Source organism: Rhodococcus sp. Ni2 (assembly GCF_021352185.1).
GTDB lineage: Bacteria > Actinomycetota > Actinomycetes > Mycobacteriales > Mycobacteriaceae > Rhodococcus_F > Rhodococcus_F qingshengii.
The window spans coordinates 2,703,325-2,721,287 of sequence record NZ_WOXZ01000002.1; the positions used below are offsets into that span (position 1 = coordinate 2,703,325).

The window sequence follows — 17,963 nt, forward strand, 5'->3', positions numbered from 1 at the left end:
CGAGGACGGAAGCGGTTTTCACACGCCCACGAACAGCGGTGTTCACAGGCCTGCGTCGAGGCTGCGCGAACTCACGAACCTGCGGGTCTGCCCGGTGATCGGATCCGGGTACTCCAACGCTCGCGCCAACAATCGCAACGGAGTCGAGAAGTCACCGGGCACTGCGGGCAGATACTCCGGATAGTAGTTGTCACCGACGATCGGGACGCCCAACGAGTTGAGGTGCAGCCGAAGCTGATGGGTCCGGCCGGTCCGTGGGAGCAACCTGTATCGCCCGAGCGTCCGGCCGGCCGAGTCGGTGATCACCTCGATCAGTTCGATCGAGGTCTCACTGTTCGGCTCGCCCGCGATTTCGGTAGCCGTCATCTCGCCGTGAACTTTGTTGATGCGGCTGCGCACCGTGCGAGGGAAAGTCAGTTCCGGATCGAAGCCCGCAATCGCCTCGTACTCCTTGACGATCCGCTGCTCGGCAAAAAGTTCCTGGTACGGCCGTCGTAGGTCCGGTGTCACGGTGAACACGATGACACCCGCCGTCATCCGGTCGAGGCGGTGAACTGGCGCAAGATCCGGAAGGTCCAGGTCACGACGCAGGCGCACGACTGCGCTTTCGACGATGTGCGCTCCCCGTGGAATGGTCGCCAGGAAGTGCGGTTTGTCGATCACGAGAATCGAGTCGTCGCGGTACAAGATCTCGATCTCGTGCGGAACCGGAATCTCGGGGGCCGGCTCGCGGTAGAAGTACACGAACCGGGTCGGCTGATAGGGCGTTCGGCTCGTGATCTTCCGCCCGTGCTCGTCGACGACGTCCCCGGCGCTGACGAGGTCCGCCCACAGGTCCCGCTCCCCGGGATGCTCGCCGACCAGGTGCTCGAGGACGGTCCGCGCCGACGACTCCGCCGGCATCCGCAGCCGGTCAGGTCCGAGACCGTTTCGGATCGGCAACGGAGCCTTGGGCACAGCTCAGTCCTGCTCGAGGTCTGGTGAACAACTCTCGCAGAGCAATTCGAGGGTTCGGCCGTCGCCGTCGATCCGGTTGCGGTACCGCGGGGTCGGAGTACCACAATCGACACACACGCCGAGTGTCTTGGCTTCGGATGAGAACTCGATGTTCATCCGCTTGTCGAACACGTACAGGGAACCGTCCCAGAGGCCGCGGTCGCCGAAAGTCTCGCCGTAACGGACGATTCCGCCGTCCAACTGATAGACCTCGTCGAAGCCACGTGAGCGCATCAGCGAAGACAACACCTCACAGCGCACTCCGCCGGTGCAGTACGTGACCACGGCTTTGCCCTTGAGATGGTCGTATTTGCCACTGTCGAGTTCGTTGACGAAATCCCGAGTGGTGGCGACGTCCGGAACTATCGCATCTCGGAAACGGCCGATCTCGGCTTCGAAGGCATTGCGCCCGTCGAAGAACACGACGTCGTCACCGCGAGTGTCGACGAGTTCGTGTAGTTCCTTGGGCACCAGGTGAACTCCTCCGCCGACCACACCGTTCTCGTCGACTTTCAGCTCGTCGGGGGCACCGAACGTCACGATCTCCGAGCGTGCCTTGACACTCAGACGAGGGAAATCGTTACCGAGGCCGTCCGACCACTTGATGTCAGCGGTACGGAAGGGTTCGTAACCACGCGTACCACGGACATATCGCTTGACATCCTCGATGTCTCCGCCGACCGTCGCGTTGATCCCGTGCGGCGAGACGATGATCCGGCCCGTCAGGTTGTTGGACTCGGCCAGGCTGTGCTGCCACAGCTTGATCGCTTCCGGGTCCGCCAACGGCGTGAACTGGTAGAAGAGAACAATTTTCGGAATAGCCACAGCAAATCCAGCCTAACGTGCCGCGCTCGAGTGAACGTCGTGAAGATCGTGAATGGACAAGTCCAACAGGGACTCTCGAAACACGCGTCCAGGGCCGGCGGGGACGTCGACCTCACACGGAACGACGAGCACCGCGCAACCCGCAGCGCTGGCCGACGCCGTGCCGGTCGGCGAGTCCTCGATCGCGAGGCACTGCGCCGGCTCGAGTCCGAGCAGATGCGCGCCGCGCAGGTACGGATCCGCTGCCGGTTTCCCGTTGGGGACCTCGTCGCCACACACCGAATGGTCGAAGAACTCACGGCCGAGCATGCCGAGTGCCCGATCGACCAGAACTCGCTCGGTGTTGGTGACCAGTGCAGAACGCAGACCACCGTCACGCACGGTCGACAGTGCGTCGCGAGCACCCGGCCGCCAGGTCACGCCGTCCTCGAAAAGATCGCCGACGCGGGTGTACATCCAGTCCTTCGCCTCGGCGATGGCATCGGGATGCTTCTCCAGGCGGAGAGCGTCGAACACCGTCGCAAGGGCGAAGGGGCTCGACGCACCGATGACGGCAACGCGTGTCGCTTCCGTCATCGGTCCGCCCAGGCGTAGGGACAGCTCACGAAGCGCGATGTCCCACAGCTTCTCCGAATCGAGCAGGGTGCCGTCCATGTCCCACAGGACACCACCGAGCGTTGATTCGGATACTTCGGTCAACAACTCAGACATTGAAATACTTTGCTTCCGGGTGGTGCAGGACAAAAGCGTCCGTGGACTGCTCAGGATGCAGCTGCAGTTCCTCGGACAATTCGACGCCGATTCGTTCGGGTTCGAGCAACGCAACCAACTTGGCTCGATCCTCGAGATCCGGGCACGCGCCGTATCCGAACGAATAACGAGCGCCGCGGTACTCGAGATCGAAGTAGCCGGCAACCTCGGTGGGATCCTGCTCCGCGACGGTGTGACCCTCGGGAAGCACTAGCTCTTCACGGACGCGTCGATGCCAGTACTCGGCCAGAGACTCCGTGAGCTGGACACCGATTCCGTGAACCTCGAGGTAATCGCGGTACGAGTTCGACGCGAACAACTCGTTGGCGAAGTCCGCGATCGGCTGACCCATCGTCACCAACTGGAACGGGAGTACGTCGACCTGCCCGGTGGCCTCGGCGTCCTTGCGCGAGCGAACGAAGTCCGCGATGCACAGGAAGCGGTCGCGGTGCTGGCGCGGGTAGGTGAACCGGAACCTTTCGGGTGCATCCGGTTTCGGCTCGGTGAGCACGATGACGTCGTCGCCCTCCGAGATCGCCGGGAAGTACCCGTACACGACCGCGGCATGCGCGAGGATGCCCTCGGACGTCAGCCGATCGAGCCAGTACCGAAGTCGCGGACGGCCTTCCGACTCGACCAGTTCCTCGTACGTCGGACCGTCGCCCTTGCGCTGACCGCGAAGGCCCCACTGGCCGAGGAAAAGAGCGCGCTCGTCGAGCAGCCCCGAGTACTCGGACAGCGAGATTCCCTTGACGATGCGCGAGCCCCAGAAGGGAGGTGTCGGCACCGCGATGTCGGTTGCGACATCGGAACGCTCCGGCAGGACCACGGGAACCGCTGCAGCCTTACGCTTTTCGGCGATGCGCTTGGAACGCTCGTGACGTGCCTTACGCTCGGCAGCCTTCTCGCGAGCAGCGATGGCCTCCGGGCTGTCCGGCGCCGGGCCGCCACCACGCTTGGTCGTCATGATCTGGTCCATCAAGTTCAGACCCTCGAAGGCGTCGCGGGCATAGCTGACGTCGCCCTCGTACACCTCCTGCAGGTCGTTCTCGACGTAGGAGCGCGTGAGCGCCGCACCACCGAGCAGAACCGGGAACTTCTCGGCGACTCCGCGTGCGTTGAGTTCCTGGAGGTTTTCCTTCATCACGACAGTGGACTTCACGAGCAGTCCGGACATGCCGATCACGTCGGCTTTCTTGTCCAACGCGACGTCGAGGATGGTCGCGATCGGCTGCTTGATACCGATGTTGACGACCTCGTAGCCGTTGTTGCTCAAGATGATGTCGACCAGGTTCTTGCCGATGTCGTGAACGTCGCCCTTGACGGTCGCGATCACGATGCGACCCTTGCCGTCCTCGTCGCTCGCTTCCATGTGCGGTTCGAGGAATGCCACGGCAGCCTTCATGACCTCGGCCGACTGCAACACGAACGGCAACTGCATCTGTCCGGAGCCGAACAGCTCGCCGACGGTCTTCATGCCCGAGAGCAAGGTCTCGTTGATGATGGCCAGCGGAGGCTTGATCGTCATCGCCTCGGTGAGGTCGTCGTCGAGGCCGTTGCGCTCGCCGTCGACGATGCGGCGTTCGAGCCGGTCGAACAACGGAAGTCCCGCCAGTTCCTGCGCACGGGACTCGCGCGCCGACGCAGCCGAGACACCCTCGAACAGAGCCATCAGCTTCTGCAGCGGGTCGTACCCCTCGCTACGACGGTCGTAGACGAGGTCGAGTGCGGTTTCACGCTGCTCGTCAGGAATTCGGGCCATCGGCAGAATCTTGGACGCATGAACGATCGCCGTGTCCAGACCTGCCTCGGTGCACTCGTGCAGGAACACCGAGTTGAGGACCTGCCGTGCGGCCGGGTTCAAACCGAACGAGATGTTCGAGATACCCAGGGTGAAGTGGAGTTCCGGGTACGCAGCCTTGAGCTGACGGATGGCTTCGATGGTCTCGATGCCGTCGCGTCGCACCTCTTCCTGACCGGTGGAGATGGGGAAGGTCAATGCGTCGACGATGATGTCGGACTCGGCGAGTCCCCAGTTTCCCTTGATGTCCTCGATCAGACGCTTGGCGATGGCGACCTTCGTCTCGGCGGTGCGAGCCTGGCCCTCTTCGTCGATGGTCAGGGCGACGACCGCCGCGCCGTGCTCCTTGACCAGAGTCATGATCTTGTGGAAACGCGATTCGGGGCCGGCGCCGTCTTCGTAGTTGACGGAGTTGACGGCGCAGCGGCCACCGAGGTGCTCGAGGCCGGCCTGCAGCACGGCAGGCTCGGTGGAGTCGAGCATGATCGGCAGCGTCGAGGACGTCGCCAGGCGGCTGGCAAGTTCCGACATGTCGGCGGCACCGTCGCGGCCCACGTAGTCGACGTTGAGGTCGAGCATGTGTGCGCCGTCGCGGGTCTGGTCCTTGGCGATGTCCAGGCACTTCTGGTAGTCCGCGGAGAGCATCGCCTCGCGGAAAGCCTTGGAGCCGTTGGAGTTCGTGCGTTCGCCGATCATCAGGATGCTGGCGTCCTGCTCGAACGGCACCGCCGAGTACAGCGAAGAGGTGCTCGGCTCGTGGATCGGCGTGCGCTGGGCCTTCTCGACCTGACGGACCGCGTCGGCGACCGCGCTGATGTGCTCGGGCGTCGTACCGCAGCAGCCACCGACGAGGCCGAGTCCGAACTCGGAGACGAAACCACTGAGGGCTTCGGCCAATTCGTCGGCAGTCAGCGGATACTCGGCGCCCTTGGGACCGAGCTGCGGCAGGCCGGCATTGGGCATGACCGACACCGGCAGCGTGGAGTACTTGGACAGATGACGGAGATGTTCACTCATCTCGGCCGGCCCGGTGGCACAGTTCAGACCGATCATGTCGATACCGAGTGGCTCGAGTGCCGTCAGCGCCGCACCGATCTCACTGCCCAGGAGCATCGTTCCGGTTGTCTCGACCGTCACGTGCGTGATGATCGGCAACCGCAGTCCGAGTTGCTCCATCGCACGCTGGCTGCCGAGGATTGCAGCTTTCACCTGAAGCAGGTCCTGGCAGGTTTCGACGAGGATGGCGTCGGCGCCACCGTCGATCATGCCGAGCGCAGCTTCGGTGTACGCGTCACGCAGGACTGCGTACGGTGCGTGTCCCAGGCTGGGGAGCTTGGTTCCCGGTCCCATCGAGCCGAGTACGAATCGGGCCATGCCGTCGCGGCCTGGTCCCATCTCGTCCGCTACTTCACGGGCGAGAGCAGTGCCTTTTTCCGCGAGTTCGCGGATCCGGTGAGAGATGTCGTAGTCGGCGAGGTTGGGCAGGTTGCAACCGAAGGTGTTGGTCTCGACGGCATCGGCACCAGCGGCGAAGTACGCACGGTGGATGTCTTTGAGCACGTCGGGACGGGTGTCGTTGAGGATCTCATTGCACCCCTCGAGGCCGAGGAAGTCGTCCAGGGTGAGGTCCGCGGCCTGCAACATGGTGCCCATCGCTCCGTCGCCGATGACAACGCGCTGTTTCAGCGCATCAAGCAGGGCAGAGTTAAATGGGGCAGACATGCCGTCCAGAGTAGTGGGCGCACCGACAAGCTCTGGCCGTAGGCTGGGTGGGTGAGTCCAAGTGAGTTCCCCGTCACTCCCGACGGCCCGGTCGATTTCGATGATTCCGCGGCCTTCGAGAGTCCTGACGGCTTTGCCGTCGACAGCAGCGACCGCCTCGAGGGCGACATCCCTGTCCTACGTGATCCCATCCTCGTTGCAGCTTTCGAGGGCTGGAACGACGCCGGTGACGCAGCCAGCGGTGCGGTCGAACATCTCGAGCTGATCTGGGATGCCCAGCCGCTCGCCGAACTCGATTCAGAGGACTACTACGACTATCAGGTCAACCGCCCCACAGTCCGGCAGGTCGACGGTGTCACTCGCGAAATCGTTTGGCCGGCAACACGTTTGTCGGTCTGTTCGCCTCCTGGCAGCGAGAGCGACATCGTCCTGCTTCGCGGGATCGAGCCCAACATGCGGTGGCGCAGTTTCTGCGAGGATCTGCTCGAGCTGATCGACCAACTGAACGTCAAGACGGTCGTCATCCTCGGCGCCCTGCTCGCCGATACTCCGCACACCCGACCGGTCCCGGTGACGGGCACGGCCTACAGCAGTGAATCCGCCGCCCGATTCAACCTGGAACAGACGCGGTACGAAGGCCCGACGGGCATCACCGGGGTTCTTCAGGACGAGTGCGTTCGTGCTGGTGTACCCGCTATTTCGTTCTGGGCGGCGGTTCCGCACTACGTCTCGCAGCCACCCAACCCGAAGGCCACAGTGGCCCTCCTTCAACGAGTCGAGGATGTTCTCGACATCGAGGTCCCACTCGGGGAGCTCCCGGCTCAGTCGGAGGATTGGGAGGAAGCGGTCAACGAAATGACCGCGGACGACGAGGAAATCGGCGAATACGTGCGCACCCTGGAAGAACGGGGAGACGCCGAAACTGACATCAGCGAAGCAATCTCCAAGATCGACGGCGACGCCATCGCCGCGGAATTCGAGCGCTACCTCAGACGGCGAGGCCCCGGCAGCTTCGGACTGTGAGCAAGAACACTCCAGAAGAAGGCGGAAGTACACAGCGCCCACTGCGCCTCCGGCTTCAGCTGATCGCGCTGTACGCCGGCGGGTTCCTCGGCCCGTTCGGCGGCGGCGTGGTTGCTTCGATCCTTCCCGAGATCGGTGACGATCTAGGGGTCGGTCCGTCGGCGGCCGCCTCTTCCCTCACCGCGTACCTGCTCCCCTTCGCCGCTCTGATGTTGGTGTCGGGGACACTCGGGACGCGGTGGGGCAAGGTTCGGACGGTGCGCATCGCTTACGGCGTCTACGTCCTCGCGTCGTTGGCATGCTTCCTCGCCCCGACACTCGAGATCTTCCTTGCCGCCCGGGTACTGCAGGGCTCCGCGAACGCATTCACCACGCCGCTACTGCTTGCCTCGTTGGCGGCCGCAACACCGCAGGCACGGCTGGGTCGAGCCCTCGGAGCCTTCGGCGCTTTCCAGGCCGCAGGGCAGTCGTCGGCTCCGTTGATCGGCGGACTGGCGGCCGAATTCGACTGGCGTCTGGCCTTTCTCGTCATCGCAGTGGTCGCGGGCATTCTGGGAGCCGTCGGACTTCCGAAGTCCGAAGCACCGGCAGCGACCACTCCCGCCCGTCTCCGCGATGCATTACGCCCCGAAGTGCTCCGCATCGGTATCGCTGCATTGCTCGGCTGGGGCGCCCTCGGTGGACTGAGCTTCCTGCTCGCCTTCCGCTTCGAAGACGAGTTCGGGCTGTCCCCCACCGTCCGCGGCCTACTGCTCACCGTCTTCGGCGTGGCCGGCATCCTCTCGGCCCGGCGCATCGGAATCCTCATCGATCGCATCGGCGCACGCTCCTCCGTGATGATCGGCGCCCTGGGCGGAGCAGTTCTGGTCTCCGTCGTCGGCCTTGCCGGCTTGGTGCCGGTGATCGCGATCGCATGGTTTGTCGCAGGCGTCGCGAGCCAGTTCGTGCTGGTCGGCGTCAACGCGGCGGTCCTCGGATCCGCGGGGCCGAACCGTGGCGGCGCCGTGTCCGTCGTCCAAGCGATGCGCTTCGGCGGCGCCGCTCTTGCTCCCCTGGCCCTGACACCGATTTACGACTCTTCGCCTGCCGCGAGCTTCCTGATCCCCGCATTACTGCTCGCCGTCGTCGCTCCCCTGATCATGCCGAAGCAACGCTGATCGGTCTAGGCAATTTCGAATTTGAAGTTGTGTAGGTAGTGAGTTTCTCGGCGAAAGCGACCACCGTTGTCGCGAGGCTGTCAGGGCGAACATTATTCGGAAAATTTCGTGTTTCCGTCGTCGACAGATATTGATACCATTGGAACATGAGCGAATCTGAGTCGGAACCGGAACGGCCGATCGACATTTTTCGGCGATCGGTTGCCGTCATCGAAGAAAATTTGCCTCCTACCTGGTCTTTGTCGACACAGCGCTCCCCCGACCTGTCCGAGGCGCCACTCCGACTCGACCTCCGCTCCCCTGACGGTGCGGTGGCCAAATTCGGCGTCTACGCCGCGCACGGTGTCCTGAGCAGCGACGTTCCCGGTATCGCCGATCGCTTCCCCACCGGTCAACCCGGCTTCGTGTGCGCAAAATATCTGTCCGAGCCGGTCCGCCGGCAGCTCGATTCCCACGCGATCTCGTACGCAGACGCCACGGGCAACGTGTCGTTGACCGCTGATCGACCCGCCGTCTGGGTGCGTGGACGCGGAGCCGACGCCGATCCGTGGCGGGGGCCCGGACGTCCTTCCGGACAGCTGACGGGCGATCCGTCAGCTCGCGTCGTGCGTGCGCTTGCCGATTTCGCGGCGCCACTGGCGATCACTGCCTTGGTGCGCCTGGCCGGTGCGTCGACGGGAGCAACCTATCGGGTGGTTCAGACACTGTCGGATCGTGAACTGGTGACCAGGCTCCCCCGCGGTGGGATCGGTGACGTCCGCTGGCCGAAGATGCTTCGTGAATGGGCGGCTGAGGCCGGGGCCAAAGCGCCGACGCCTCACGGCTTTCACGCGCCGGACGGGTTGGAAGCACTCTTCGATCAACTGCGTCAGCTCAGCGGTCACATCTACGCCGGTACCGCCTCGGTGGCCGCCGCACCCTTTGCTCGGTACGCGCCCACTCGACGTGCCCACTTCCATGCCGACAACGTCGATCAGTTCGCCGACGCTCTCGGACTACGGCGGGTGGAATCCGGCGGTGACGTGTGGATCACCGCTCCCCTCTCACCGTCTGCCTTCGACCGATTGCTCACCCGCGACGGCATCCGCATCGTCGCCCCCAGCCAAGCGTTCGCCGATCTGCTGGTCGGCCCGGACTCCGACGAGGCGGCGGCCGAGCACCTGCTCACATGGATGATCGAGAACGAATCGCAGTGGCGACGCGCCGCATCCCCTGCTACGGATCGCCCGTAGGAAAAAGAGGGGGCGTCTCTCGCCTACCCTGTCATGGTGGAAGAAACGAGTGCGCCCGATTACGCCGCGTACGCCGACACCAATCGACTGAAGCTGTTTTCGTTCACGATCGCGGAAAAACGGGCCGAGTACCTCTGGGTACTTCGTGCCTTCGACCATGCTCGCGCCAACTACACCGTCCTGCTGCATGCCGGAGCCGTCGCGCACATCCTCGAGAAGATCGGTGGATCGGATCCGGCGGCCGATCTGTCGGCAGCAGAGGTCACTCCCCTGTTGGATCAGCTCCACGTGTGGGAGATCCTCGAGCGCAGCTACGACGGCACCCGCGCGGCCACGCTGGCCGAGTACCGCAATCGCCACTTCGTCTACCAGTTCGGTCAGGCCGGATACCAGGTCTATCGATCAGTCGAAGACGTTCTCGCCGCACGCCTGGACTCGGCGTCGCTCTCGCGTCTCGCTCTGCCGGACCTGCTCGCAGACATGTCCGAACTCGCCGAGGCCAACCGAAGCTCCGACGGCGATCTGATCTTCCGCAAGCTCAAGCGCCTCGACTCGACACTCTCCGACATGGCCGATCGAGCCGCGCACTTCTATCTGACCCTCGGGGACCTCGTACGGACCACGGAGATCACTCCGCAGGCTTTCCTCACGCACAAGGACGCTCTGCTCACGCACATGCGGGAGTTCAGCTCCGATCTGGCGCGCTACGCCCCCAAGCTCAAGGAAGCGATCGAGCACGTCGAATCCACCGGGGTCGATCGCATGATCCGCCTCGCCGCCGCCAGTGACGAACGGGTGTTCGTCCCGATCACCGAACGCGAAGACGACTGGGCTGCGCGTTGGCGAGGATTGACCGCCTGGTTCGTCTCCGCGGAATCGGGGATCAGCGAGTCCGAGCGTCTACGTGAGGGCACGATGAGCGCGATCGCCGCGGTTCTGGCGCTACTTCGCCGCGTCACGGAAACCCGTCGCGGCGGCGTCAGCCGTGAGAGCCAGCTCCGGCACCTCGCCGGCTGGTTCGCCGCCACGCCGTCCGAAGACGCAGCTCATGCTCTGTTCCAGGCAGTGTTCGACCTCGGTCGTCCACGCCATCTCTCGATGGTGCATCCGGACGCCGACATCATTTCGCACTCGCGCTCGTGGTGGGAGGCACCGCCGGTCGAGATCGCGCGAACACTCGCCGAAACCGGCCGCCCGCCCTCACCCGGCTTGCCGAGCAAAGTCGCCCGCAACGACGGCAGCATCCGCCGCCTGCGCGAAGAGCAGTTGGCGGCGCAACGTACGCGCAGCGCCGCGGCGCAATCACTCGCGTCGAACGGTGTTTATCAGCGCGAACTCAACGAGCAGGAGACCGAAGTTTTGCTGAGTCTGCTCAATGCAGCACTGACCGCGCGCGTTCCGGTGGTGGGACGCGTCAAGAGCTCCACCGGTAGCGAGAACGGGGTGAAGCTGACACTCAGTCCCTCGGACGGTTCGACCACCATCAAGACTGCTCGCGGACGAATGCATCTCGACGGCATCGAGGTCAGTGTTCGATGAGAGCTCGCGAGATCACGCCCCTTGCCCTCGACTCGTATCAACGCGCGGCGCGAGTGATCCTGTCCAACCACCTGATCACCTCGACGTACCCGGATCGAATTGCGTTGCCGCTCTTGCGCCGTTGGGCCACCGAACTGCGTGACGACCTTCTCGAACTGTTCGGCTACCGCCTCGAGGTGACGGAGACCACCGCGCGCCTGTTCACGGTGTCGGATCGGCTCAACCCGTCGGCACCGGCCAGAACTGCCTCCGAGCGAACCTTCGATCGCACGCGCTACGCGTACCTGGCGTTGTGCCTGGCCGCATTGGGCCGCGCCGGAAACCAGATCACGTTGTCAGAGTTGGCCGATCACGTGGCGGCCGACGCCGCGCAGGTCGACGGCGTCGAACTCTCCACCGATCGTGCGTCCGACCGCGACGCCTTCGTCGACGCAGTGGGCTGGCTCGGAGTCAGAGGCGCCATCGCCCTCGCCGACGGTGACGCAAACGGCTGGGCGTCCAATCCCGAAGCGGGAGAAGCGCTCTACGACATCGATCGTTCCGTCGTCGTAGCGCTGTTCCGTCCACCGCGCGCCCTGCAGCACCTTCACTCCATCCGCGGACTCCTGGCCGCCGAGACCTCGAGCGCCTCCGAGGACGACGGAATTCCCGTGGACGCGAAAGAGATCGGACGCCGAGTACGTCGGGCACTCGTCGAGCGCCCGGTCGTACTGGCCGGTGAACTCGATCAGCACGAATTGATCGCGTTGGCGCAGCCCAAGACCGCGTCGGAAGTCGAACTACTGACGGGGTTGGTGGCCGAGCGTCGCGCCGAGGGAATCGCGATGATCGATCCCACCGGCCGACTCTCCGACGTCCGCTTCCCGAGCACCGGAACGATCGCTCAGGTGGCACTTCTCCTGGCCGGCGAGATTGCCGACCGCGTACTCGACGTCGACGCTCCCGAACTGCCGATACTTCCGATCCCGCACGTGTCGGACGATCACCTGATCGAACAACTCGATGCCGCCATCCCCGAGGCCGGGATCTTCGAGGACCTCGCCGACGAGGACGACGACTTCGTGCTGCCCGCCGGCGAACCGGCCGAGCCACCCCCACCCGTCACGTACCCGAAAATCGACGACGACTGGCTCGCTGACAAGGTCACCGAGTTGGTGGACCAGTTCGGGCGAACTTTCGCGGCGCAGTGGCAGGCCGATCACAACGGGCTGCGCAAGCAGGCGCTCGGGTTGCTGCAACGTCTGCGCCTGACGCATGCGGTCGACGGCGGCGTACTGGTGTTGCCCGTCCTTGCCCGGTACCGCGACGTCGTGGTCTCCGTGCGCGAACGCGATCCTCAGATCGACTTCGCGGTGGACAACTCCGCACCGGATCCGGTCGACGAATTCGGCCCCGAACCTTCCCCCAACGGCGAACTATCAGAGGTAGAGAACGTATGAGCAACGCCCGCTTCCGACCTACTCGGGCTGGAATCATCAACCTCTGGGATTACCGAGACCAAGAGTTCTCGTTCGCCGACGGTCGACTGGTTCTGCGGGGACCCAACGGATCCGGCAAGACCAAGGCCCTCGAGGTCCTGTTCCCGTTCGTCTTCGACGGCCGCATCGAACCGCGGCGCCTCAACCCGTTCGCCGGTGAAGAGCGCACGATGAAGTCCAACCTGCTCTACCGGGGCCAGGACAGCGCGCACTCCTACGTGTGGATGGAGTTCTGCCGCGGCTCCCTCGAAGATCCCGAGTCGGTGACCGTGGGAATCGGCATGCGGGCAACCCGAACCAACGACAAGGTCACCCGCTGGTACTTCGTCGCCGACGGCCGCGTCGGAGTCGACTTCTCGCTGATCGGCAACGACGATCGTCCTCTCACCAAGAAGCAGTTGGCCGAACAACTCGGCAGCGATTCCATCACCGACCGTCCCCTCGACTACCGCACAGCCATCGACGCGCGAATGTTCGGTCTCGGTGTGCAGCGCTACGACCAGCTGATCAATCTCATTCTCACGCTTCGCCGCCCCCAGCTCGCGAAGAACCTCGACCCGAAGGGCCTTTCGCAGGCACTCACCGACGGTCTCCGTCCACTCGACGATCAGTTGGTCCTCGAAGCTGCGCGTTCGTTCAGCGACATGGAGGAAGTCGGCCGCGCGCTCGAGGGGCTCGCGGCCGCCGATCAGGCAGCCCAGAGTTTCATCGGGGTCTACACCAAGTACCTGCGTCAGCAGTCTCGCGGAGAGATCGAACAGGTCAGCACCCGCCTCGCAGCGGTCACCAGAGGTGTTGCCGCCATGGACGAGTCGTCGCTCGCCCAGACCCGCAGCCGTGAGGCGCGGGCAGCAGCCGAGGAGCGCTTCAACCAGGCCGAGCAGGCACTCGAGAACGCGCGCGCCAATGTCGAAGCACTGCAACGCTCGAGCGCGTACGAAGGCAAACAGCAACTCGACGACCTCGCCCAGGCCGTCGCGACGCTCAAGCTCTCGACCGAGCAGCAGGCAGACAAGTCCCGGAAAGCGCAGGCCGCACTCGCTCAACGCGGCGACGAAGCCGACAAGGCTGCATCGTCGGTCAAGCGTGCGGCCGAAGCACTCTCGCGCGCCGAGGACGAACTTCAGGCAGCAGCCGAGGACGCCGGCATCGTCTGGACTCCCCTGCCCGACGGCTCACGCAGTGACCAGATCACGGCAGCCGTCCGTGGCCATGCCGAGGAGCGTGACGGTGACGTACGCGTCGTCCGCACCGCACTGGCGACCGTCGAGAAGGCGGCGACCGAACGAACCCGGGCCGAAAACAGCTCTCGCCGTGGACAAGAGCTGCTCGAAGCGTCCAAGGCCGCGGTACTCGAGGGCGAAGCTGCCGTGGAACTCGCACGCAGTCAGTGCGCCAGCGGGCTGCGCGCGTGGTGGACCGATCACTCCTCCCTGTTTTCGGCTGTCGGCGCCGACACGTCGCTGTTCGAAGCTCTCGACGCGGCGCTCGCCGAGGTCGGCGACGAAGACGCTCCGGCGCTGTCCGCAGTTCTCGCCGAGCACACCGAGGCCGGCACCGAGACGCTGCGCGAGCGTCGACGTGAGGCCGAAGCTGAAATATCTGCATCACACGCCTCCATCGCGGCTCTCAAATCCGAGCGCAAGGCCGTCTCCGCGGAACACGACGACGCTCCGCCTGCCTTCCACGCACGCTCCGACAACCGCAGTGAACTGGGTGGTGCACCGCTGTGGCAGTTGGTGCGCTTCGCCGATTCCGTCGAACCAGACGTGGCCACGGGAATCGAATCCGCACTCCAGGCGGCAAATCTGCTCGACGGCTGGGTCTGCCCGGACGAGAAGATTCCCGAGCACGTCAGCGAGCAGTTCCTGACGGCTCTGCCCGTCAAGCAGCGTCCGAAGGGACGAACGCTGGCCGACGTCCTCGAGGTCGAAGGCAATGCCGACGTACCCGACGCTCGGGTACAGGACATTCTCGCGTCGATCAGTCTCGTCGAGGCGCCGGGCGACTCCGACGCAAGCGTCGCGATCGGCGTCGACGGCCGCTTCTGGCAGGGCGTCGCGCGTGGCCGGCACGTCAAGGCCGACGCCGAGTACATCGGCACCACAGCACGGGCGCGTCGACGCGAGGCTCGGATCACCGAGATCGACGCGGCTCTGGAAGAACTTGCCGCGGCAGTCGATACGGCCAAGGCACTGGTGGCGCAGACCAACGAGCAACTGAGCCGGATCAACTCTGCGGCAAAGGAATTGCCGAAGACAGGTTCGATCCTGCGCGCACTCAAGACGGTCACCGAATCCGCCGGCGCACTCCGTACTCGCTCGGAGGCCACGGAAACGGCACAACGCGAACTCGATGCGGCGATCGCTGATCTCGCGGCGAAGGAAAAGCAACTCCGAGCGACGGCGTCGCAGCACCGGACGCCGCATATCGGCCGTGAACTCGACTCCCTCGCGGCGGCGATCCGTCATTTCGAGAAGCAGGGCGAACTGGCGCTGCGCTGCCGACGGGAGCATGCCAAGGAAGTCGAACTCGAACGCGAGTCTCGCGACCGTCTCGACGAATCACGCGCCAATGCGGAGGAATTCGCCGAGGAAGCCGCCATCGCCGAGGAGAGTCTGCTCCAGCAGGTGCAGCGTCTCGAGACGCTGCGCGACACCCTCGGTGCCAGCGCCGAGCAGATCGACCTGGACCTGGCAAAAGCCCGCGCGAAGATCGAAGAATGCAAGGTCGAACAGCGTGCGGCGCGAAAGGCGTACGACGCCGCCGTCCTCCAGATCGGCACGGCGGAGGGTGCGTACAACACCGCCGTGGAGACTTTGCGTCACACCCTGACCGAAACCCGCAGTGATGCAGAGCGACTCGCACCCTACGCGCGCCCGGACCTTCTCGAGTTGTTGGGCGTCAAGGAACATCTGAGCTGGCCGGCAAGTTCAGCGGCGTGGATGAGCCCCGATCAGTTGGTCTACCGCATCCAGAACGAAGATCGCAGCGAGGACGCAGCCCACCCGCCCGTCCTCCCCGAAGACGTCGACAGGTTGTACCGAGCGCTCGAGGCTGCGACCTCGGCAGTCCGAGTCACCGACGGAGCCCGCAAGGCAACCCGCACGGCACTGACCTCGGCGTTGCAGGACTTCGACGCCCAACTCGCAGCGGCCGGACAGGACTACCGTCTGCAGTGGGATGCACCGGATGGGCTGACCGTCGTACGAGTCCAGGACGATCAGGGCTATTCGTCGATCGGCGAGTTCGCAACGCGGATCCACGACGCTCGCGGCGATCAGGAGCAGTTGCTCACCGAATCCGAGCGTCGCATTCTCGAAGATGCCCTGTTGACCGGATTGGCTCAGCAGATCCACGAGCGCACGGTCGACGCACGCGAGTTGATCGCACAGATGGGCACCGAGATGCGTGAGCGTCGGATGTCCTCAGGTAATACCATCGGCGTTCACTGGGTGCTCGCCGACAACCTCGACGACAGCTCGCGGGCGATCTCCAAGCTGCTGGATCGAGACGCGTCGGCCCTCGGCGTCGATGAACTGGCAACTCTGCGAGCACATTTCGCGACGCAGATCCGTACCGCCCGCGCGGCGCACCCCGAACGCTCGTACCCGGAGATTCTGTCCTCGGCGCTCGACTACCGTCAATGGCGCGTGTTCTCGTTCACCCTCATCAGCGGTGAGGGCAAGGAAGACCGTCTTACCGTCGCGCGGCACAGCGCGCTGTCCGGTGGCGAGCAGTCCGTCTCGCTGCACCTTCCTTTGTTCGCCGCGGCGCACGTCATGTTGGACTCGGCCGACCCGCACGCCCCGCGTCTGCTGGCACTCGACGAGGCCTTCGCCGGTGTCGACGACAACGGTCGCAGCGAGCTTCTCGGCTTGAGCGTTCAGTTCGACCTGGACCTCTTCATGACCGGCTACGACCTGTGGATCACGTACGCAGACGTCCCCGGCTGTGCGCACTACGACCTCGCGCACTCCACGGCCGAACAGGCTGTCAGCGCCGCGCTGCTGGTCTGGTCGAACGGTGAGCTGCTCGCCGAGCACGACGGAACGGATCTGGCGAGGGCATTGGGCTCGCCGCTACGGCGCCGGGTGCCGACACCCGCCGAAGGTGCGTTGGACTACGCCTAGAAACTGCTGTGCGCCTTTATTAACCGCGGGCGGTTAACAAAGGCGCACAGCAGGGGTTCAGCGAAGCGAAATACCCAGTAGGGCGTCGACGGCATCGGCGAACTCGCCGGGTGCCTGCGTGTCGGATCCGCCGCCCTCGATGGCGCGGCGGGCCCAACCGTCGAGCGCGTCGAGCGCCTTCGGGGTGTCGAGATCGTCGGCCAGGTGCTGACGCAAACGCGCAACAGTGTCAGTGGCTGACGGCGCAGAACCGAGAGCCGCGGCCTCGCGCCACACCTTCAGGCGCGACTGAGCATCCGCGAGGACCTGATCAGTCCACGCGCGATCCTGGCGGTAGTGGCCGGACAGCAGTCCGAGACGGATTGCCGCTGGGTCCACCCCCTCACCGCGCAGCTTGGAGACGAAGACCAGGTTTCCGCGACTCTTCGACATCTTCTCGCCGTCGAGACCGATCATGCCGGTGTGCACGTAGTGCCGCGCGAAACGGCGATCACCCGTTGCCGATTCGGCATGCGCCGCCGAGAACTCGTGGTGCGGGAAGATCAGATCGCTGCCACCGCCCTGGACGTCGAAGCCGGAGCCGATGCGGTTGAGTGCAATGGCCGCGCATTCGATGTGCCAGCCGGGGCGACCCGGCCCGAAGGGTGAGGGCCACGAGGGCTCGCCCGGACGCTCCGCACGCCAGACAAGTGCGTCGAGCGGATTGCGCTTTCCGACGCGTTCGGGATCTCCGCCGCGTTCGGCAAAGAACTTCTCCATCGTCGCGCGGTCGTAGCCCGACTCGTAGCCGAACTGCTCGGTCGCGTCGGCACGGAAGTAGACGTCGGGGAACTCCGCGTCGTCGACGATGTACGCGGCGCCGGACGCCACGAACTTCTCCACCAACTCCACTACTTCGTTCACCGATTCGACGGCGCCGATGTAGTCCTTCGGCGGAAGCACACGCAGCGCTTCCATGTCCTCTCGGAAGAGTGCCGTCTCACGCATGCCGAGGACGATCCAGTCCTCGCCGTCGCGATTGGCTCGCTCGAACAGCGGGTCGTCCACGTCGGTCACGTTCTGGACGTAGTGGACATCGTGTCCGGCGTCGCGCCAGATGCGGTTCACGAGGTCGAACGTGAGGTACGTGGCCGCGTGGCCGAGGTGGGTGGCGTCGTACGGGGTGATGCCGCAGACGTACATCGTCGCCTTCTCGCCCGGGGTGACGGGGCGAACCTGACGGTCGGCTGTGTCGTACAGCCGCAACGGCGGCCCCTGACCGGGAACGGACGGGAGTGCGGTATCGGACCAAGACTGCATGCTGCCGA

The 17,963-nt window shown here is 64.8% G+C and carries 11 protein-coding genes; 6 read left to right on the forward strand and 5 right to left on the reverse strand.

Features of this window, described 5'->3' with window-relative positions; all coding sequences use genetic code 11:
* Positions 1 to 42: 42 nt before the first annotated feature.
* Genes GN300_RS26060 through metH form a run of 4 tightly spaced genes read right to left on the reverse strand, consistent with a single transcriptional unit; the run spans position 43 to position 6,094 of the window.
* A complete protein-coding gene (locus GN300_RS26060; protein WP_047270562.1) occupies positions 43 to 903 on the reverse strand; it encodes a pseudouridine synthase in 861 nt (286 codons plus the stop codon).
* Between the two features lie 57 nt (positions 904 to 960).
* Positions 961 to 1,821: a rhodanese-related sulfurtransferase gene (locus GN300_RS26065; RefSeq protein ID WP_042450983.1), complete on the reverse strand. Its 861-nt coding sequence runs from the start codon at positions 1,819 to 1,821 to the stop codon at positions 961 to 963.
* A 12-nt stretch (positions 1,822 to 1,833) separates the two neighbouring features.
* The gene (locus tag GN300_RS26070; RefSeq protein WP_063316381.1) at positions 1,834 to 2,532 is read right to left on the reverse strand and encodes an HAD family phosphatase; all 699 of its coding nucleotides are present in this window, start codon (positions 2,530 to 2,532) and stop codon (positions 1,834 to 1,836) included.
* Entirely contained in the window at positions 2,525 to 6,094 is a 3,570-nt protein-coding gene (gene metH, locus GN300_RS26075; RefSeq protein WP_047270513.1) for a methionine synthase, read from the reverse strand. The genes GN300_RS26070 and metH overlap by 8 nt, the downstream gene beginning before the upstream one ends.
* Positions 6,095 to 6,262: 168 nt before the next feature.
* On the opposite strand from metH, the gene GN300_RS26080 reads away from it, so the two are divergent.
* The 6 genes from GN300_RS26080 (at position 6,263) to GN300_RS26105 (ending at position 16,656) form a co-directional block, all read left to right on the forward strand.
* Positions 6,263 to 7,117 carry a PAC2 family protein gene (locus GN300_RS26080; RefSeq protein WP_223257810.1) on the forward strand — a complete coding sequence of 285 codons (855 nt, stop codon included), beginning with the start codon at positions 6,263 to 6,265 and terminating at the stop codon, positions 7,115 to 7,117.
* Entirely contained in the window at positions 7,114 to 8,274 is a 1,161-nt protein-coding gene (locus GN300_RS26085) for an MFS transporter (protein WP_050655280.1), read from the forward strand. The genes GN300_RS26080 and GN300_RS26085 overlap by 4 nt, the downstream gene beginning before the upstream one ends.
* Before the next feature lie 146 nt (positions 8,275 to 8,420).
* Positions 8,421 to 9,506, forward strand: a complete 1,086-nt coding sequence (locus tag GN300_RS26090) for a hypothetical protein (RefSeq protein ID WP_019748530.1) — start codon at positions 8,421 to 8,423, stop codon at positions 9,504 to 9,506.
* A gap of 33 nt (positions 9,507 to 9,539) precedes the next feature.
* A complete protein-coding gene (locus tag GN300_RS26095; RefSeq protein ID WP_007733760.1) occupies positions 9,540 to 11,045 on the forward strand; it encodes a TIGR02677 family protein in 1,506 nt (501 codons plus the stop codon).
* Positions 11,042 to 12,484: a TIGR02678 family protein gene (locus tag GN300_RS26100; RefSeq protein WP_063316380.1), complete on the forward strand. Its 1,443-nt coding sequence runs from the start codon at positions 11,042 to 11,044 to the stop codon at positions 12,482 to 12,484. The genes GN300_RS26095 and GN300_RS26100 overlap by 4 nt, the downstream gene beginning before the upstream one ends.
* A complete protein-coding gene (locus GN300_RS26105; protein ID WP_030537536.1) occupies positions 12,481 to 16,656 on the forward strand; it encodes a TIGR02680 family protein in 4,176 nt (1,391 codons plus the stop codon). The genes GN300_RS26100 and GN300_RS26105 overlap by 4 nt, the downstream gene beginning before the upstream one ends.
* A gap of 57 nt (positions 16,657 to 16,713) precedes the next feature.
* Here GN300_RS26105 and mshC read toward each other — a convergent pair whose 3' ends face one another.
* A complete protein-coding gene (mshC, locus tag GN300_RS26110) occupies positions 16,714 to 17,955 on the reverse strand; it encodes a cysteine--1-D-myo-inosityl 2-amino-2-deoxy-alpha-D-glucopyranoside ligase (protein WP_063316379.1) in 1,242 nt (413 codons plus the stop codon).
* Positions 17,956 to 17,963 lie beyond the last annotated feature (8 nt).